This is a genomic window from Psychrobacter sp. NZS113 (assembly GCF_015864825.1).
GTDB lineage: Bacteria > Pseudomonadota > Gammaproteobacteria > Pseudomonadales > Moraxellaceae > Psychrobacter.
Window position 1 is genome coordinate 67,413 of sequence record NZ_JADYWL010000005.1, and the last position, 20,412, is coordinate 87,824.

General features: G+C 41.1%; 16 protein-coding genes. 8 read left to right on the forward strand and 8 right to left on the reverse strand.

What is annotated here, in order from left to right:
* Positions 1 to 247 precede the first annotated feature (247 nt).
* A complete protein-coding gene (gene sohB / locus I6E61_RS08770) occupies positions 248 to 1,228 on the reverse strand; it encodes a protease SohB (RefSeq protein WP_197133335.1) in 981 nt (326 codons plus the stop codon).
* Between the two features lie 375 nt (positions 1,229 to 1,603).
* On the opposite strand from sohB, the gene aspS reads away from it, so the two are divergent.
* The 4 genes from aspS (at position 1,604) to I6E61_RS08790 (ending at position 6,340) form a co-directional block, all read left to right on the forward strand.
* The gene (aspS, locus tag I6E61_RS08775) at positions 1,604 to 3,430 is read left to right on the forward strand and encodes an aspartate--tRNA ligase (RefSeq protein ID WP_197133338.1); all 1,827 of its coding nucleotides are present in this window, start codon (positions 1,604 to 1,606) and stop codon (positions 3,428 to 3,430) included.
* A gap of 68 nt (positions 3,431 to 3,498) precedes the next feature.
* Positions 3,499 to 4,464, forward strand: a complete 966-nt coding sequence (locus tag I6E61_RS08780) for a lysophospholipid acyltransferase family protein (protein WP_197133341.1) — start codon at positions 3,499 to 3,501, stop codon at positions 4,462 to 4,464.
* Positions 4,465 to 4,649: 185 nt separating this feature from the next.
* A complete protein-coding gene (locus I6E61_RS08785) occupies positions 4,650 to 5,393 on the forward strand; it encodes a glycosyltransferase (protein ID WP_197133919.1) in 744 nt (247 codons plus the stop codon).
* A gap of 89 nt (positions 5,394 to 5,482) precedes the next feature.
* Positions 5,483 to 6,340 carry a hypothetical protein gene (locus tag I6E61_RS08790; RefSeq protein WP_197133344.1) on the forward strand — a complete coding sequence of 286 codons (858 nt, stop codon included), beginning with the start codon at positions 5,483 to 5,485 and terminating at the stop codon, positions 6,338 to 6,340.
* 54 nt (positions 6,341 to 6,394) lie between these two features.
* Here I6E61_RS08790 and I6E61_RS08795 read toward each other — a convergent pair whose 3' ends face one another.
* Entirely contained in the window at positions 6,395 to 7,516 is a 1,122-nt protein-coding gene (locus tag I6E61_RS08795) for a glycosyltransferase (protein ID WP_197133347.1), read from the reverse strand.
* 310 nt (positions 7,517 to 7,826) lie between these two features.
* On the opposite strand from I6E61_RS08795, the gene I6E61_RS08800 reads away from it, so the two are divergent.
* The 4 genes from I6E61_RS08800 to I6E61_RS08815 all read left to right on the forward strand — a co-directional run bounded on the left by I6E61_RS08800 (position 7,827) and on the right by I6E61_RS08815 (position 11,932).
* Complete coding sequence (locus I6E61_RS08800) at positions 7,827 to 8,834, forward strand: Stealth CR1 domain-containing protein (protein ID WP_197133350.1); 1,008 nt, start codon at positions 7,827 to 7,829, stop codon at positions 8,832 to 8,834.
* An 87-nt stretch (positions 8,835 to 8,921) separates the two neighbouring features.
* A complete protein-coding gene (locus I6E61_RS08805; RefSeq protein WP_197133368.1) occupies positions 8,922 to 10,088 on the forward strand; it encodes a nucleotide sugar dehydrogenase in 1,167 nt (388 codons plus the stop codon).
* The gene (locus tag I6E61_RS08810) at positions 10,088 to 11,101 is read left to right on the forward strand and encodes an NAD-dependent epimerase (RefSeq protein WP_197133371.1); all 1,014 of its coding nucleotides are present in this window, start codon (positions 10,088 to 10,090) and stop codon (positions 11,099 to 11,101) included. Before I6E61_RS08805 ends, I6E61_RS08810 begins: the two co-directional genes overlap by 1 nt.
* Before the next feature lie 63 nt (positions 11,102 to 11,164).
* The gene (locus tag I6E61_RS08815; protein ID WP_197133374.1) at positions 11,165 to 11,932 is read left to right on the forward strand and encodes a hypothetical protein; all 768 of its coding nucleotides are present in this window, start codon (positions 11,165 to 11,167) and stop codon (positions 11,930 to 11,932) included.
* Here the strand turns inward: I6E61_RS08815 and I6E61_RS08820 are convergent.
* From I6E61_RS08820 to glnE, 6 genes are all read right to left on the reverse strand, one after another.
* Complete coding sequence (locus I6E61_RS08820) at positions 11,929 to 13,065, reverse strand: glycosyltransferase (protein ID WP_227685748.1); 1,137 nt, start codon at positions 13,063 to 13,065, stop codon at positions 11,929 to 11,931. The two genes, I6E61_RS08815 and I6E61_RS08820, sit on opposite strands and share 4 nt — an antisense overlap.
* A gap of 52 nt (positions 13,066 to 13,117) precedes the next feature.
* On the reverse strand, positions 13,118 to 14,209 hold the full coding sequence (locus I6E61_RS08825; RefSeq protein WP_197133377.1) for a glycosyltransferase: 1,092 nt from the start codon (positions 14,207 to 14,209) through the stop codon (positions 13,118 to 13,120).
* A gap of 66 nt (positions 14,210 to 14,275) precedes the next feature.
* Positions 14,276 to 15,142, reverse strand: a complete 867-nt coding sequence (locus I6E61_RS08830; RefSeq protein WP_197133380.1) for a glycosyltransferase — start codon at positions 15,140 to 15,142, stop codon at positions 14,276 to 14,278.
* Between the two features lie 108 nt (positions 15,143 to 15,250).
* The gene (locus I6E61_RS08835) at positions 15,251 to 16,087 is read right to left on the reverse strand and encodes a glycosyl transferase (RefSeq protein WP_110922919.1); all 837 of its coding nucleotides are present in this window, start codon (positions 16,085 to 16,087) and stop codon (positions 15,251 to 15,253) included.
* A gap of 108 nt (positions 16,088 to 16,195) precedes the next feature.
* The gene (locus I6E61_RS08840; protein ID WP_197133383.1) at positions 16,196 to 17,125 is read right to left on the reverse strand and encodes a branched-chain amino acid transaminase; all 930 of its coding nucleotides are present in this window, start codon (positions 17,123 to 17,125) and stop codon (positions 16,196 to 16,198) included.
* A 261-nt stretch (positions 17,126 to 17,386) separates the two neighbouring features.
* The gene (gene glnE / locus I6E61_RS08845) at positions 17,387 to 20,254 is read right to left on the reverse strand and encodes a bifunctional [glutamate--ammonia ligase]-adenylyl-L-tyrosine phosphorylase/[glutamate--ammonia-ligase] adenylyltransferase (RefSeq protein ID WP_197133386.1); all 2,868 of its coding nucleotides are present in this window, start codon (positions 20,252 to 20,254) and stop codon (positions 17,387 to 17,389) included.
* Positions 20,255 to 20,412: the final 158 nt, after the last annotated feature.

Sequence of the window (20,412 nt, forward strand, 5' to 3'; positions counted from 1 at the left end):
CAACCGAGTGAAGATGTATATGTGATACTTCAAGCGAGGTTAATGCAGTAATACTTTTATAGTGGAATGACTATAGTGCACGTACGTATACTGTTTTCTGTATGCTACATTTATAACACAGCAATTATCAATAAACAGCAAAAAGGCGCGACCAGCTAGGCCACGCCTTTTACAAAATACAAACAATGTACAGATATTTGTTTATCCTGAAAAAATCATCTATCGAATATCATGATGATATTTAACGCTATTTTAGGATATTTAAACGGCTGTTAAGATCGAAACGCGCGAGCGCATCAGGCAGTTTATCGACTGCCATACTCAACGTTGCTTCAGCTGCTTGAGCCAAACCTAGCTTTTCAGCGAGTGTTGGTTTCTGACGTGAATGTAGTGCATACACTTCACTGTCTTCCATACGCTCTAGAATATAGCTGTCTGACGTTTGCAAGCTATCCACCAGTTTAAGTTTTAGCGCATCTTCGCCATACCAATGCTCGCCAGTGGCCACTTTTGCCACATCTAGTGTTGGACGGTAGTTATTGACAAAGTGTTTGAATAGCTCATGCGTCTGCTCTAGTTCTTCTTGATATTTGGCACGATCTTCAGCATCGTTCTCACCGAACACAGTAACTGTGCGCTTGTAATCACCTGCGGTAAACATCTCATAATCGACGTCATGGTTTTTTAGCCATTTATGAAAGTTTGGCAACTGTGAGACCACGCCAATTGAGCCAATAATGGCGAATGGCGCGGCCACTACTTTATCTGCGACGCAAGCCATCATATAGCCACCGCTCGCGGCGACTTTGTCCACACAAACAGTCAGTTTTAGTCCAGCATCTTTTAGGCGAACCAATTGCGCTGCTGCCAAACCATAACCATGCACCACACCACCACCCGACTCAAGACGCACGATGACTTCATCACCTTTGCTTGCCGTGCTTATCAACGTGCTAATTTCTTCACGTAGATGCTTAACCGCCGTTGCTTTGATATCACCATCAAAATCAAGGATAAAAACTTGTGCTTTGTCATCAGCATTTTTTTTCTTATTTTTGGTTTTCACCTTTAGCGCCTGCTTGGCTTTCTTAGCCATTGTTTTTTTGAACTGCTTAAGCGCCGCTTTACCTTGCGTGGCTTCCATTAAGTCTTCACGGCGTTGCTCTTGGTTTTTATTTAGATGAATGACGCGCAATTCAACAGGGTTTTTTGCAGGATGAAAAAGCATGAGCAATATTCCTTGATTAAGATAACTTTAATAAGATCAATAGTAGTAGGATCAATAGGATTTTATAAGTGAGCTTGATATAGGCACAGTCAAGCAGGTTTTCAAGCAAAATGACAATTTTTAACCTAATGTAAATGTTTGGGCACGGATACATCCGATACCGAGGCATTCCTATACCTCGATTGGACTCAGCTGGTTGTATAACAAGGGCAGATTAGGCATAATACGCGTTTACATTAAATTTTCTGCAGTCGACGTGATGACCATTTGTCTTAATCGCGTTATTTGTGCGTTTTTTTAGCGAATAGCTTGAATCGCGCAGTAATGGCTGCATTATTGTATTTCGAATTGGGCTGACAACTGGATAACTATATTATGACGCATAGCGAATACCGAGACGAATATTGCGGAGCTGTAACCGAAAGCTTAATTGATCAAACCATTAGTGTCGTAGGCTGGGTACATCGTCGTCGCGATCACGGTGGCGTGATTTTTTTAGACATGCGTGACCGCGCTGGTATCTTGCAGGTAGTCGTCGATCCTGATACCCCAGAAGCTTTTGCTACTGCTGATGCGGTACGTCCTGAATATGTACTAAAAATTACTGGTCGTGTACGTCGCCGTTATGAAGGCACTGAAAACGCTACTATGACCAGTGGTCAAATCGAGCTACTAGGCAAAGAGATTGAAGTACTGGCGAAATCTGAAACACCACCATTCCCATTGAATGATGAAAAGACTACCGTATCAGAAGATTTGCGTCTTAAATATCGCTATCTCGATATGCGCCGTCCACAAATGCAAGAGCGCATGGTATTCCGTGCCAAAGCGACTTCAACGATTCGTCGTTATTTAGACGATCATGGTTTCTTAGATGTTGAAACCCCTATTTTGACTCGTGCGACGCCAGAAGGTGCGCGTGATTATCTAGTACCATCACGTACTCGTCCAGGTAACTTCTTTGCATTGCCGCAGTCGCCACAGCTGTTTAAACAGTTATTGATGGTGTCAGGTTTTGACCGTTATTATCAAATCGCTAAATGCTTCCGTGATGAAGATTTACGTGCAGATCGTCAGCCTGAATTTACTCAGGTGGATATTGAGACTTCTTTCTTAAATGAAGAAGAAATCATGAACATCAACGAAGGCCTTATCAAGCATTTGTTTAAGACCATGATGGACGTTGAGTTCGAGCAGTTTCCTCGTATGACTTACGCAGAGGCTATGCGTGACTATGCATCAGACAAGCCTGACTTACGTATTCCACTAAAATTGGTCGACGTTGCAGATTTGATGAAAGATGTCGACTTCAAAGTATTCGCAGGTCCTGCTAACGATCCTAAAGGTCGTGTGGCTGCCTTACGTATCCCTGGTGGCGCTTCATTAAGCCGTAAGCAAATCGATGCTTACACCAAGTTCGTTGGTATCTATGGTGCACGTGGTTTGGCTTATATCAAAGTCAATGACGCTAGCAGCATCAACAACGGTGTGGACAAAGAGTCTGGCCTACAGTCTCCAATCATCAAAAACATGACTGATGATGTGCTTGTCAGCCTGATCGAGCGTACTGCTGCAGAAGATGGCGATATCATCTTCTTTGGTGCGGACAAAGCCAGTGTCGTGAACGATGCAATTGGTGCACTACGTCAAAAAATCGGTCTAGACCTTGAAATGACTACCTGCCAGTGGGCGCCACTTTGGGTCACTGACTTCCCAATGTTTGAACAAACTGACGATGGACGCTGGACATCAATGCATCATCCATTTACTAAGCCTAAAGGCTCGGTCGATGAGCTGAAAAACAACCCAGAAGCTGCCCTATCTATCGCTTATGACATGGTATTGAACGGTACAGAAGTTGGCGGTGGTAGCTTACGTATCAATACTTACGATATGCAGCAAGCCGTACTTGACGCTTTAGGTATCGGCGAGCAAGAGGCTGAAGACAAGTTTGGCTTCTTACTTGATGCATTGAAATTCGGTGCACCACCGCATGGTGGCTTAGCATTTGGTTTGGATCGATTGATTATGTTGATGGTAGGCGCTGACTCTATCCGTGATGTCATCGCGTTTCCAAAAACCAAAACTGCTGAGTGCCCATTAACGCAAGCGCCTGCTGGTGTTGATGGCAAGCAACTGCGTGAACTTGGTATCCGTGTGCGTGAAAAAGCACAGGCTGACACCAATCAACCTGCACAGTAAATAGTTAAGATAATGTTTAGTTCTTTGCTATCTAACTGGTTACGTGATTTATCACCGTGTGAATGGTCATGAATCCGTATCATATTTTCAAAATCGTGCCATTGTCTGTATTGCAGATGCTGGCACGTTTTGTTGCGTGGGTGATTATAAAGATACCCAGCTTGAGTATTATGCGTACTGTCAGTACCAACATGGCGCTGATTGCCCCTGATTTATCTACTACGCAAAAACAAGCCTTAACCAAAGAAATTATTTATCATCAGTGTTTAACTAGCATTGAGTCTATTAAGAGTTGGGCGATGCCTCCTGAGTGGAGTATCGCTCAAATTCGTGACGTCCATAATAAAGACATTTTATTAGAAGGGCTGGCTAGTCCTAACGGCATGCTAGCAATCGTCCCACATCTCGGTACATGGGAAATGATGAATGCTTGGCTCAACCAATTTGGTTCGCCGACCATTATGTATAAGCCCGTTAAAGGCAATATTACCAATAACTTTGTCTTGCAAGGTCGTTCACGGCTCAATGCCACTTTGGTCCCTACTGATGGTAGCGGCGTCAAAGCTGTCTTTAAAACCCTTAAGAAAGGTGGTTTTAGTATTGTGCTTCCTGATCATGTGCCAGACCCATCGGGCGGTGTGGTTGTACCTTTTTTTGGGGTAGAAACACTGACCAGTACGCTGGCCTCAAAACTCGCTAGCAAAACCAAATGTGCGCTAGTCGGTATATCGTGTATTCGCCGTGAAGACGGCCGTGGGTTTGATATCTATTGTTATACGCTCGATGACCCAGCACTTTATGACCGCAATGCCGAAACTGCTGCTCATGCGCTAAATCAAGCCATGCAACAGATGATTGAGAGCAAATGTAGTCATTACATGTGGGGCTATCGACGCTTCAAACGTATTCCCACATTGGGAAATCCTTATAACGCCAGTGAAGAAAACTTGGCAAAATTTATTCATCATAATAAGCAATCTATCCATCACGATCGTAACGCTAGTGATACGGTAAAATCCAATAGCCATGAGTAATAACCGTACAATCAATTAAGCGTTTAGAGAGGTTTTGAATCGTAGTCGTGCTAGTATTGGCTAAATTTTATATTTTTATACCCTTTATTTTATTAACTATTTTTTATTGACATCAATATGAGTGCATTATGGCAACTGACGTAACGAATACCTCATCGACAGACCAAGCGAAAGCAAAGCTCAACATTGCTGATCAGCGTTATGTTATCTGTATGAAATGGGGTGATAAATACGGTCCTGAATACGTCAATCGCCTCTATAATATGGTCAGCCGCCACCTTACCTTAGACTTTCAAATGGTCTGCCTCACCGATGATAGTACGGGCATTGATCCTGCTATTACTTGCCATCCTATCCCAGAGATGGATCTGCCAGCGGGTCCTGAGCGTGGCTGGAAAAAGCTCACAACGTTTAAACCAGAGCTGTATAACCTCAAAGGCGTTGCGCTGTTTCTAGACATCGATATTGTGATTGTCGATAATATCGATGCTTTTTTCACTTATGAAGCTGCGCATAGAGACAGTGTGGTGATTATTCGTGATTGGAAAAAGCCATGGCGGATGATTGGTAACAGCTCCGTGTATCGCTTTAACATTGGTATGGGCACTTATCCTGATTTGCTTGCAAATTTTGAACGTAACTTCGATACCATTCGTCAGCAAGTACGCCACGAGCAAGCTTATTTATCCAACTATTTGCGTGAGCATCATCATTTAGAGTATTGGGATAAAACTTGGTGTGTCAGCTTCAAATACCAATGCATTGCCCCTATTCCATTTAATTTCGTGCGTACACCTACTCTGCCTGATAACGCAAAGATTGTTATCTTCCATGGAGAGATTAATCCGCCAGATGCCATCAACGGTAGTGGCGGCAAATGGTATCGTCATGTGAAGCCAAGCCCTTGGCTTAAAGATTATTGGAAATAAACGTTTAGCGGTATTTAAATGCTTTACAGATAATTTGAAGGTGATGCGGTACGATATAAGACAGGCAAAGTCAACTACTGGAAAATAGTATGGCGCTATATTTGAGATTACCTGCTACTGCTGGGTTCAATATTGATAATGAACTCATCGTTATCAATGCTTTTAATGCCAATGACCCAGAGCAAAGCCTGCGTGGAAAAGACGTTAGCATTATTGCCTCAGGTCCATCTATACAGCAGATGCCGTTATCTGAGCTACTAGATACGCCTATTATTTTCGTCAATGGCAGCATCAGCCTTATTGGTCAGCATCATTTTTCCGATATCGTTGGTTACGTCATTAGTGATGCGCGATTTATCAATCATCAGCCTGAAATTTTACGGCAGTACTATACTGGCCAACCTCTATATGCGACGCTAGCCGTCTTTGAAGCGATGGCAACGGCGCATCCTGATATCATGCGAACTTACCATCATGCCATGCGTGTGCTGTATCCAGTAGACAGACCATGGGGCGTCAAATCAAATAAGCTGTCTTTTAGTAAGCTTATTTTTAAGAAAAAACGACTAAATAAAAGAATGCCTTTATCATACTTTATAAATAATCCAAACTTTATTATTGACGGTAATTATAAAGCGGCTGATATTGGCGTATCTCTTAATATTACTCATGGATTTGTAGAAGCAGGTACGGTCGCTTATGTGGCTGCCCAGTTGGCTTTTTCCCGTCAGGTTACTAGCATCCATCTCTACGGTATTGACTTACTCAACAGCAAACAACCACGGTTTTATGAACATAAAAACAATAGTGCGCCAAGTATGCTTAGTAACGTCATGAATGAGCGCATTGTGCCTTCATTTAACTTATTAGGCAGAACTTATCAATCGCATGGCGTCCCTGTCATTAATCATTCTCCTGTCTCCAAATCATTATTTAACACTTTCTGATTAATGACTTCTAATTGACTGCTTTTACTTAAAAACTCCTAATACTCGTAGACTCTAATTTTCATCCAAACTTAGCACAGATCCAAACGCTAAGTACTGACATGCAATATTTTTAGGCAATAGTTGATGGTTAAGCGGTACTATATAACGTGTAAGATTGTCTATTACATAATCAATGAGTATGGCCAATCCATCAATATCACCGACAGCTATCAAGTTTTTAGTAGGTAATAGCTCTCTTGGACCAAAGGGACAATCGGTACTAATTACCGGTACTCCCAAAGCTTGCGCTTCTACGATGACATAGCCAAAACCCTCAAACTTAGAGGTTAGTACCATAAATGCTGCTGAAGCAATCAGCGGATAAGGGTTTATCTGAAAACCTAGAAATTTAACGCAATCGCTAATATCAAGTTGCAAAGCTAACTGTTTGATTTCTGCTTCAAGCTTACCTTTACCCACCAGCACCAATGGCAACTTTCGCTTTGTTTTAGCATAAGCCTGTAGCAAGTCTCGATGACCTTTCATACTGTCAAATGAGGCTACATGGATAATATACCCTTTATCTATTAAGCCAAACTGTTCGATACGTGGTCTCTGTGCCGCGTTGCTACTGATGCTAGCAACATCACATGGGTTGTAGATTGTCGTGGTTTTGGTAATCTGGCCAATCAGAGATATTAAATCTTGCCGCGCCCCTTCACTCACACAGCTACAAGCATGCGTGCCATAGATCATTTTTAGATGATTAATAGTCTGTACTGGAGCCTCTAATAACTGATGCTGAAACTGCTTAGATAGCGCCGTATGTACTACATTCACAATATTTGGTAACTGGCTATATGCCATAATCCAGTTTATTTTATAGATGTTAGCGAGTATTAAATCTGGCGTCCCTATTCGGCTAAACACATAATGATCGATACGCCTAGCGACTGCCTCATAAGCTTTAGATTGCGTGGATGTTGGCTCGATATTTTGCTCAGAGAATACCTCAGTATATGGCACTATATGATAGTGAACACGAGAATCTAATAGCATGTCCTGCGTCTCTTCCAAGCATAGTATATGAACACGATAGCCCATCGCTGCATAAGCGCTTGCCAATGTGGTAACCATACGCTCAGCACCCCGACCTTCAAGCGCCTTTAAAATAAATAGAATAATAGGTGGCATTAATGTCTCAGCTTAATTACGTGGAGATATAGATATAACAGATCTGTCAAATAAGTGTATCAGTAGTCATAATTATTGCAGCGTTCTGAGTTTATATGCTAGTCTCACCTACCTTTAAGCCGCTGTTTTGACTTATTGAAGTATAAGCGTGATTTGGTTATCCGCCCATAGTAAAATCGTGATCAATGTTTATTGTATAAGTCAGTTAAACCTTGCCAATAGTAATGGCCGTAAATATCATAGCTAAACTGATGTGGCTATGAACAATATTAGCGTATAAAAACGTGTTCACAAAAAAATAGGATCAGTCATGAAGCAGCCTGACGAGAAAACTTTAGACGTTGTCATTGCTTGGGTAGATGGCGCAGACCCCATCCTCAAACAAAAAAGAGAACGTTATAAATCAGAGAAAACAGTGGCTTCAGATGCAATAACGGCCACTCGTTTCGCTAGTGACGATGAGATATACTATAATGTCGCTTCTATCATCAAATACGTGCCTTTTTGCCGCCACATATATATTGTCACGGACCAACAACAACCAGCATTCATCGATGAATTCGCCAAGCAAAATATATGTTCTGTGGACAAAATACGTATTGTCGATCATAAAGAGATATTCTCGGGTTATGAGGAGTTTTTACCGACATTTAATACCCGCTCAATTGAGACCATGATATGGAATATTAAAGAATTGTCTGACTATTTTATCTATATGAACGATGATTTCTTTTTTAATCAGCCAGTGACGATAGGTGACTTTTTGGATGGTGACAATCTTATCATTCATGGCCAATGGCGCAAAAGTGCAGCTGTAAATGCTAAGCTAAATTTTCGAAAATCTCGCTTTAAATTATTTGGAACGCCGATACAGCCAAGACATACTGTAGCGCAAATGTTGAGTGCTAAAATAATTGGTATGGATCAGTTTTTTGAGATCCATCATTATCCTCATATTGTCGACAGAAATATTTTAAAAACCCATTTGTTAAGTCATCCTCAGTTATTGACAGAACAAATAAAATACAAGTTCAGAGATGTTGCCCAAGTGAACCCCATAACCTTGATGAATCATCTGAAAATTCAAAAAGATGAAGCGAAGTTAAAACCAAACACCTCTATCAACTACCTGAAGAATGACAATAGCGTAGAGAACTTTATCATTGACTTAGAAGACGAAACTATTAAATATGGCTGTATTCAAAGTTTGGATCTTCTTGAACCAGATTTACAAAAAAGAGTCAGCCAAGCCATGAAGTATAAACTCGGGGCTTATCTACCCACCTCTGTGGCTACAAGCACCAGCGAGCAAACCTAAACTAATCTAGCCCAAGCTTGAACTCTTACCATCAGTGCCCAATCTTGGTATAAAACAATAAAAGCTTAAAAATTATTTGGATATATTATGAAAATAGCAGTAGTAGGTACAGGTTATGTCGGCCTATCAAATGCAATGCTGCTAGCACAGCATAATGACGTTATTGCAGTGGATATCGTCCCTGAAAAAATCGACCTATTAAATGCAAAGCAGTCCCCTATTGAAGATACGGACATTGAAGACTTTTTATCCAATAAAAATCTAAATTTTTCTGCAACACTTGACGCGAAAACAGCTTATCAGGATGCTGACTTTATCATTATAGCCACGCCAACCGACTATGATGTTAAAACCAATTACTTTAACACGTCAACTGTAGAAGCCGTGATTGAGCAAGTGCTGTTGGTAAATCAGCAAGCAACTATTATCATAAAATCTACCGTGCCAGTAGGATATACGGCAGATATTAGAAAACGTTATGCGACTGACCGCATTATTTTTTCGCCTGAGTTTTTACGAGAAGGCCAAGCCCTACACGATAATCTATATCCTTCTAGAATCATTGTGGGTGAGCAGTCGGAGCAAGCAACGGTATTCGCAAATTTATTACTTGAAGGCGCAATTAAAAAAGAAGTACCTCTCCTTTTTGTAGCATCAACCGAAGCCGAGGCAATCAAATTATTCTCTAATACGTATCTTGCTATGCGCGTAGCCTATTTCAATGAACTCGACACGTATGCACAGACATTTGGACTAGATACCAAGCAAATCATTGAAGGTATTGGTTTAGACCCGCGTATAGGCAATCATTATAACAATCCATCATTTGGCTATGGTGGTTATTGCCTACCTAAGGATACTAAGCAACTATTGGCCAATTATGATGAAGTACCAAGCAACCTCATCAAAGCGATTGTTGACTCCAATAGAACCCGTAAAGATTTTATTGCTGACAAAATTATTGATAAGAAACCAAAAATAGTCGGCATACATAGATTGGTTATGAAAAGTGGCTCAGACAATTTTAGAGCTTCCGCAATTCAAGGTATTATGAAGCGTATTAAAGCAAAGGGCATCGAGGTTGTCGTATACGAGCCTGTATTAGAAGAAAAAGAGTTTTTTAATTCACGAGTAATTAAAGACTTAGAAGCTTTTAAATCAATGAGTGATGTAATTGTTGCCAACCGCTTATCTGCTGATATAAAAGATGTAGCAGATAAAGTGTTCACTAGAGACTTATTTGGGAGCGATTAATGAGAGTTTTAATCACTGGAGCAGCAGGATTTATTGGCTTTCACTTAATAAACACACTGTTGATGGCAAATATTGGTAATGACAATTGTTCGATTGTAGGCATTGATAACCTCAACGACTATTATGACATAGGCCTAAAAGAAGAACGTTTGGGCATACTCAGCGAACACATAGCGGCTACAGCATTTACGTTTATTCAATTAGACTTGGCTGACCGCGAGGCCATGTCAACTCTCTTTTCAGATTATCAGTTCGACGTGGTTATTAACTTAGGTGCCCAAGCGGGTGTACGCTACTCTATTGAAAACCCGAATGCCTATGTTGATTCTAATGTAGTCGGATTTGTAAATGTGCTCGAAGGCTGTCGCCATAACAAAGTAAAGCATCTGATTTATGCCAGCTCTAGCTCTGTCTATGGTATGAATACCAAGCAGCCTTTCACCACCACTGACTGTGTTGACTTCCCTATCAGCCTATATGCAGCCACTAAGAAATCTAATGAACTGATGGCGCACAGCTACAGCCACTTGTATAACATTCCGACCACAGGGTTACGATTTTTCACCGTTTATGGGCCTTATGGCAGACCAGACATGGCATATTTTTCTTTTACCAAAAAAATACTGGCAGGTGAAACAATCGATGTATTCAACAATGGTGAGATGCAACGTGACTTCACTTATATTGATGATATTATTAAAGGCATTGTGCAGATAATGAATAAATTGCCAGCGCCACAGAAATCAACGGTTACCACAGCTACCGCGCCTTATAAGATTTATAATATCGGCAATAATCAGCCCATTACTTTACGTCGATTTATCACAGCTATTGAAAGTGCCTGCGGTAAAAAAGCGGAAGAAAACTTGCTGCCTATGCAAGCAGGCGATGTGCCAATCACTTATGCCAATATAGATGCTTTGGTAGAAGATATTGGTTTTAAACCCAATACCAGTATTGAAGACGGCATCGAAAAGTTTGTCACTTGGTATAAGCAATACTACTCATACTAATATCAGTGGTAATGCCAAAATTTAACGGCTACTTTTGTTTTTTGCTCGAAGGATTTTAATAACATGACCACATCATCAAACTGGCAAAGAAAACTGCTATTAGTATTTCGCAGTGAAAAAAGATTGAATGCGGGTAAGATTTTCAAAAATTATGATGGCAAAAGTTTTAACGAGATGAAAGCAACCACAATTACTGAGTCACTGTGCGATATTGAAGCACTAACAGATGAACGTAAAAGTACAGACTTAGAGACCCATCTAAATAATCTAAAGTATCAATCATTGGGTGATTCTGAGCTCTGTTTTTATCACAATACACTGGTTATATTGATGCGTCGTAAATACAAGATAGATAAAACCTTTGCTGAATTTGAGAGACTTTGGGAGGCAGAAAGCGATTATCTATTAGAGCATCTCTCATTACGCTGGATTGTTTCAGCTTGCGATACTTTCATCGACTATTCAGATGACACTAGTAGAGCTGCAATTCTGATGAATGTCATTACTCTAATGAATACGCTGAGAGTGCATGAGACCAAAAGCTTTTTACAGTTGAGTGCTAATACTGAGGCTATGCCACTACTGGATGAAAAAACTGAAAAACTTTATGCTGGGGATTTACCACTATATGACGGACTTACCTATTTTCGTATAGGTACGGACGATAGCTTAAGAAATATGCGCAAACGCTATAGTAAATTCCTTAAAGTCGACAAATTAGCGACAACGATACTATTGGATGTATTCGAAAAACTACAAAACAATCAAAGTGCATTTGCCACGCTACGGCAATTACACAGAGATGATTGGTCTAAATGGTGGTTGGACTAGGCCTTTTCACCTACACTCTCACAATCAGAGGCAAATTCAATATATTTTTTGGCTATCGTGATAGGTAACAATGCCTCATTAAATTCAGAATGAAATTGCTCTGGATTTTTCATTGCTAAGCTTAGTTTAGCAGCAATAGCATCTATATCTCTCATTGGCATTAAGTTATTTTGAGGCAATAACTCACTTGGACCTGAAGGACAGTTGGTACTGATGACTGGTGTACCCAACACCTGAGACTCTGCAATGACCAAAGCAAACCCTTCCCAATCAGAAGTTAATACTTTAAACCGCGCATGTTTTATATAAGGGAAAGGGTTTTCATGGAAACCTAAAAAAACTACCTTATTTTCTAAATTGAGTTCGACCGCCAATTGCTCTATATCATTCTTAAGCTTGCCTTTACCTAAAAGCAATAAAGGTAGCGACTGATCTGTTTTGGCATAAGCTTTTAACAGCACGTCATGACGTTTTGCCTCTTTAAAACTACCCACATGAATAATATAGTTCTGATACTCAGGAACGAACGCATCACCTAGTTTTCGAATACAATCTCTATCTATCGGGTTATGAATGGCTGCCATTGGTGTGATATCACCAAAATTTTCTAAAAAATCTTTTTTAACGCCGTTACTTACGCAGGCACAAGGGTTTTTTGAGTAAATTTTAGTAAAGTTATCTTTTTTCTGACGACCAATCTCTGCCTGTTGAAATTTATACAATAAAGATAAAGTGTTGTGAATCACATATACAATATTGGGTAAACGACTGTAACTAAAAACGCTGTCTGAACGATCAAGATTGGATAAAATAATATCGGGCTGACCAATTTTTTTCGTGATATAACGATCTACAGCATGAGCAAAAAATTTATCTCGACGCTGTTCTCCTGGTATTCTTTTGTAAAGCCTGAATTTTAAAACATGATAAATAAGGTTAGGATTAAGATCATACTCTACCCGAGGCTTAAATCTTAAAACATGTACTTCATATCCTAATTCATAAAACCCCTGTCCTAAGGTAAGTACAACACGTTCAGCGCCACCACCTTGTAGACAGTTGATGACTAAAAGTATTTTTTTCTTATTTTCTTTAGGTAAATTAGTGCTTATGCTCATGGCATTGTTAGTCATTTTAAACTTTCTTAGAAGTGAGTGTTTTGAGTATAAAGAGGGTTTGACATTATCACTTTGTGACATCTAGTCTTTGAGAAAATTCTAGATATTTCTCAGCTATTTTGACTGGAAGAAGTGACTCATCAAAGGGGGCATGAAACTGTTGTGGGTTGCTCATTGCCTGACGCATTTTTTCAGCAATGGCTTCAATATCTCCCATCGGCATCAAGTTGCTTTCAGGTAATAGCTCACTCGGGCCTGATGGACAATTGGTGCTGATGACCGGTGTACCTAGCACTAGAGCTTCAGCGATGACTAACGCAAAGCCTTCCCAGTCAGACGTCAGCACTTTAAATTGTGCATGTTTGATATAAGGAAAAGGGTTTTCGTGAAAGCCTAAAAACATCACTTTATTTTCTAGTTTTAACGCTGTGACTAAACTCTCTATCTCACCTTTATGCTTGCCTTGGCCTAACAGCAACAGTGGTATAGATTGATCGGTTTTTGCGTAGGCTTTTACCAATACATCATGACGCTTTGCATCTTTAAAGCTTCCTACATGAATGATATATTTCTGATATTCAGGAACAAAAGCATCGGCCTGCTTTTGAATACTGTCTCTATCGATCGGATTGTGGATGGCCGCCGTTGGTGTAATATCGCCAAAGCTCTTGATAAAATCCTTTTCAGCACCCTCACTCACACAAACACAAGGATGTTTAGAATAAATTTCGACCATTTTCCTCTTCAATTGCTCAGCATCTTGATTTTTATTGAATTTGTAGAGCAGTGATACGGTGTTATGAATGATATAGGTGATATTCGGTAGCTTACTATTGCTCAAGATACTGTCCGCACGATCTAGATTAGAAAGTATCATGTCAGGCTGACCGATATTTTGCGAAACATACTTATCGACAGAACGTGCAAAAATCTTATCACGTCTTTCAGCTCCTGGTATGAGCTTGTAGGGTTTAAATTTGAGTACATGGTAATGAAGGTCTGGGCTTAAGTCATACTCTACCAATGGTTTGAATCTTAGAACATGTACTTCGTAGCCCAATTCATAAAACCCTTGACCTAACGTTAATACCACACGCTCCGCACCGCCGCCTTGTAAGCAATTAATAACAAGTAACACTATTTTTTTGTGCTGTTTCATAAACTACGACCTATCGAGTGATATCTTTGTCCACTTAAAGAAACTTATAATTATTTGATCGAAAAATCAGCGCTTAAAGAGTCTTGAAAATAGTGATTTGGAAGCACTCGGACGAGTGACTTTATTACCATTGTAGCCTTGCTGAGATTTTTTTGGAAAACTACCAAAAGGTTCAATTCGATAACTGTCTAAATGATATCCAGCATCAAGCGCTTCATGATAATACTCATCAAAAAGGTCGACCAGATCTTGTCTCGGATGGGGCATTATTTCACCATCAAACCAATGCTCGAACCCTTCTTCACTCACTCTAGGCAACGAATATTTGTGACTGAATTGCGTTCCCATATCCGAGTAATGCAAGACTTTGATTTCCTCTATCGCTAAGTCTTCACCATCAATACAGTTATAGCTGTCTTGATAAGACTCAATCAGCTGAGTATTTTTCTGGAACACCGCCATCATTTCTTTGTGGCTTTTAGGGTCTTTTTTGAGTTTTTCGATAGGTAAAATGACAGACTTTGCAGCTTCACAATCCCACACGCAAGTACATAACCGAGTCATATCAGCATTCGTTTTAGCCGCTACTATGGACTGTCCTTCAATAGGATGCTGCCATAATTTTGCTAAATCGTCTAAAACAACGACGTCAGCATCCATATAGATCGCACGTCCAGAATAATTGCAATACTCTGGAATCGCCCATCTAAAACCTGAAAAAGGCGTTGACCACTTGGTGGTATCCCAGCCTTTACCAGTTTCAGGGTTAGAATACCAATAACTATCAGGATCACGTGATAGCTGCATCCATACTATTTCCACTGGCACACTGGTATGTTTATGGATACTATAATCCAGAACCATCATCTGCTCTAGATCACAGTTATTTGGGTCACAGCCCACAAAGACTCTGATGGTATCGTTTGTTTTCATAGTTCTATCCGTTCACTAGAGAATAATATAGCCCTGATTATTTACAGGGCTATAAAACATCAGTTTTAATTACGTCTAATGTGATAATACTCAGTTATAAAGCTAAGCTTATTCTTTCCAGTATTTCTCAATCCAAGTTACTGGCAAGATAAAGTGGCGTAAATGTCGTAAAGGGCGTTTCAAGTTTTTGGGTTCAGTAATTCTTTTCAAATGATCTTTAGCATTATTAGCCGCATTTTTATTATACATGCCATCAATTGCATGCGTAGGGTATAAATCACCAGGGAAAATAACCAAACGAGCACCTTTAGGAATCTTTGGTTCTTTAAAATAGTTGAACGGGAACGGTTGACGACACTTGCGTCTAAAGTGCGCCACCCATGCCTTTGGAAACAGCTTCACGCCACCTGGTGCGTTACGTGTGACAAAACGCTGCTCAAAACGATACTCATCAGCGATGCCTTGTGGATCCGCCTTGAATTTTTCTTGTAGTGAAACAAGCGAACCTATCTGAAATCTGAAACAAGAAGTCTGCCCCAAACGCTCCAACGGGTTGCTTGGGTTATAAGATAAAATAACATCGTCCGGCTTGCCATACTCAAAGAAGGGGTCGAGGCTATCGACGATAATCACATCCAAGTCTACAAACAGTACTGTACCGGTTAAATCACCAAGTTTTTCGCCCCACAAACGAGATTTTGGCCACTTACCCAATGTATTGGTTGGCATAGTGACATCTAACGGCGGCAATGCTTGGCATTCGATTTCTGGACGTACATCGGTGGTATCGTCTGTAAAGCACACAAAACGAAATGGCGGCGTAATATTACGGGACACCATGCCATATAGTTTATTGGCATAATCAGCTCCGTACTTTGTACCCCATTTAATACAAATGATTTGTTTGATATTTTTATTATCTGCTGTATCAGAATCTATTGGCATTGACTGCTCACTTTGACGGTATGAATAAATATGATGGCTATATTAGCATAAAAAAAAGACTGAACAATTACGTTCAGTCTTTTTTAGTTTTTCAAAGTAACTACATTGTTAATCAATGAAGCTTAACCAATCCATATATTGCTCATTGCGACCGTGTACTACATCAAAGTATAAAGTTTGTAGCTTTTCAGTCAGCTCTCCACGGCCACCGTTACCGATAATGCGATCATCATATTCACGAATAGGTGTCACTTCAGCAGCAGTACCTGTCATAAATATCTCATCTGCTAAGTAAAACTCATCACGAGTAATACGGCGCTCAACGACTTTAATGCCTAGATCATCAGCGAACTGAATGATAGTACGGCGAGTGATACCATCTAGCGCACCACCAGCTAAGTCAGGAGTATGCAATACGCCATCTTTCACTAAGAACAAGTTCTCGCCAGCACCTTGGCAAACGTAGCCCTGTGGATCCATCAAAATAGCTTCGTCATAGCCGTTACGAGTCACTTCTTGATTGGCCATGATAGACACTGGATAGTTACTTGAAGCTTTCGCCTTACACATCGTCACATTGGTCATATGATGTGTAAATGAAGACGTTTTCACGCGGATACCGTTTTTGATACCTTCGTCACCAAGATACGCACCCCAATGCCAAGCAGCAACCATCGCGTTGATACTGTTGTCACGCGAGGACAGACCTAGCTTTTCTGCACCGACCCAAATTAATGGACGGATATACGCTTCTGCCAAGTTGTTTTGTTTGACCACATCTTTATGCGCTTGCTCTAGAGTCGCCGCATCGAACGGTACATCCATTTGAAAGATTTTTGCAGAGCCTAACAGACGCTCGGTATGCTCTTTTAGACGAAAAATAGCAGTACGATTATCAGCAGTTTGGTAAGCACGCACACCTTCAAATACAGCCATGCCATAATGCAAGCTGTGTGTCAGTACGTGAACTTTAGCATCTGGCTGCTCAATCATTGTGCCATTCATCCAAAGCTTACCATCTTGTGTTGCCATGTTCATTTTGTAGTCCTTATGCTAGCGCTAACGTCTAACTTTTTTAGGTAGATTATATTTCATAGTATTTATCAACATCATATGATAACACCACTGCATCAAATTTTATTGCTAAAATTCAGCCTTATTGTCACTAATAAATGATGGATAATTGCCAGTGGTATGGCGATGTGTGACCGATTATATCACTGGCAGTCTTAGCAAATGAACTCTTTTGGTTTGGACATAGTAGGCTATTATTTATAGTTAAAAAACTGGATATCTATCCTACTCTTCATCTACTGTATCGACGCCCATCAAATGTTTCCATTGGTCTTGTACTAGAGCCCGTGTTTCTTTCCATAGCGACTCATCGACCAACAATGATTGCTCTGACAATGCCAATTGATGGGTAGCTGCACGAATTCTCAGATAAGCATCTGTCAAATCTTGACAGACTTGCGCCTCCCAAATGCCAAGTAAGGCAACTTCCTCAAAGATACGGACGTTGTCACTCCATTTGGTCAAGCTTGGATGCTCATGCGAGTAAGCCAATACCGCAAATTGTGCTAGGAACTCAATATCGATTATCCCGCCCGCATCTTGTTTGAGATGGAACTTACCAGATTTCTGTTGCCATTGGTTGGTACCTAGATGCTTTTGCATCTTGATACGCATACTGGTGACTTCCGTACGTACCTGCTCTAGCGTACGCGGTAATGCCAGCACATTTCGGCGAATATCACAAAAACGTGCCGTTACTCGTCTATCTCCACAAATCGCGCGAGCACGCACCAGTGCTTGATGCTCCCATGACCAAGCCTTGTCTAGCTGGTATGTCTCAAAAGCATCACATGACACCACCATCATACCGGCGTTACCTGATGGGCGCAGACGCATATCAATCTCGTAAGCACGGCCATCTCGGGTTTGCGTATTGAGATAGTTCATTAATTTTTGTACCAGACGCGCAGCAAACTTCATACCACTGACCGACTTTTCGCCCGTAGTCATGCCCTGCTCTTTTATCTTGTGTAAAAACACCAAGTCCAAGTCAGAAGAATATGACAGCTCTAATCCACCAAGCTTACCGTAACCAATAATAGCAAAGCCACAATCCGCTTCGGTCACAGGATCGCCATCTTGGCCAATAGGATAGCCATAGCGTCTGACAATCTCTGCAAAAGCACGCTCTAATACCGCTTCTAGTACCACCGCAGCGATATAAGTTAAAGAATCAGACACCTTCATAATCGGACGCGCAGCTAATATATCGCTAGCCGCTACTGCCAATATTTGGTTCTTTTTAAACAGCCGTACAACGCTGAGCAGCTTCTCTTCGTCATTAGGCTCTACGCGTAGTAATTGTTGACGTAGAATGTCACGCAGCTCACGCTTATCAGGCAAATGATGATAGCGCTGCTGTAAAAAAGTATCTAGCAGTACAGGATAGTGTGCCAGCTCTTTTGCAATCCAAGGACTGGCTGACAGCATTGGAATCAGCTCAATCGTGGCATTGGGGTTTTCTGCAATCATCACGAGATAGATGGAACGACGACAAATCGCTTCGAGCAACGAGATAAGACGAGGCAACGCTGTATTCGCAAGTTGCTGCTGGTCTTGATGTGCCAATAGCGCGTGGACGATGACAGGATACGCATCATCTAGACGTTCTCTGGCTTCTTCACTTAAATTGGCAACCAGTTTTGACTGCCAAAAATTATCTAATAGATCTCGGTTTTTTTCCGTGAGTACGTTATCCAGTCGTGCAATCTGCTCATCAAGATCTTTTGGCTCAAGGCTAGCATCTTCTTGATCCGGCACTTGACGTTCGGTGACCATGCGCTCGAATGGGACATTTACATTATTTCGATGCTGATTGAGCGTGCTGAGTAGCGCTGCCCAGTTCTCAAACCCAAGTGTGATAGCCAGATTATATTGCCACTGCGTATCATGTGGTAAGCGCTGGGTCTGCTGATCATTAATCGCCTGAATCGCATGTTCAAGTCGACGCAAAAACCGATACGCGGCTTGTAATTTCTTATAAGTTTCAAGCTCTAAATATTTGAGCTTATATAGCACCTTCATCGCGTCCAAACAGGACTTAATCTGCAGCTGAGGATGTCTTCCGCCATAAATCAACTGAAACGCTTGTACGATGAACTCAATGTCTCTGATACCGCCTGCACCAAGCTTAATATTGTCCAAATCTTCACGCTGTGCCACTTGGTTTTGAATGAGAGACTTCATTTCTCGCAGTGCCGAAAAAGCACTGTAGTCGACATAGTAGCGAAAAACGAATGGCCTGATGAGCGCTTGTAATTCATCATAGAACGGCTGCTCTAACTGTCCGACTACACGGGCTTTCAGCCAAGCAAAACGTTCCCACGCGCGGCCATGTTGAGAAAAGTATTTTTGCAGCGCTGACAAATGAATAGCCAAGTCGCTACCATCTCCCCACGGACGTAGACGCATATCAACGCGAAAGACAAAACCATCAGCAGTGGTATGATCAAGCAATTTGATGATACCTTGACCTAATCGAGTCATAAAGCGCTTGTTGTCTATGCTACGAGTACCTTTGGCCTTATCACCATTGGTTTCACCACGTGCTTGATGGACAAAAATGAGATCGATATCACTAGATAGGTTTAGCTCGTGGGCACCAAGTTTCCCCATAGCCATGATGGCCATATCGTCGATTTGCACATTACCTTTGGCATCAATAAAGGTTGGTTCGCCATACTGCTTGATCAGATGCTGATAGGTATAATCCTTAGCAAAAGAGATACAACCCCCTGCAAACTCAGAGAGTTCATCAGTCAACTGCTCAAGTGATATCATCTGTAAGGCATCTTGCCAGATCCAACGCATCATTAGCAGAGTACGCAAATCACGTAGCCCTTTCATTACCTTGTCTTCATCGGCGATCTGATAGTTCTCATCCAAAGTATAGTCTTGTATCAGATCATCGATTTGCTGGCGCGTTAAGGTATGATCTAATGGGTAGCTGCGCAAAAAAGTTTGGCATGAGACCGTACGGCTCTCCCAAATTTGATAAGCAAACTCACTCGCCGTCTGCAATACTTGCAGCTGCTCTACTGTAGGCTGATTATCTGTACCATGGGTCTCGCGTGAAGGCATAGCAGGTAACATAGGTAAATAAACTCCTTACATGGAATGATAAGACTACGTGAACCTAGCGCATAATATTAGCGTTTTTTCTTACGAGGTAGTCACCGAATCTGACAACCATACTAATATATGCCAGTATTTATGATAAAACCACTTTTAATCACACTGACGCGCTTTGC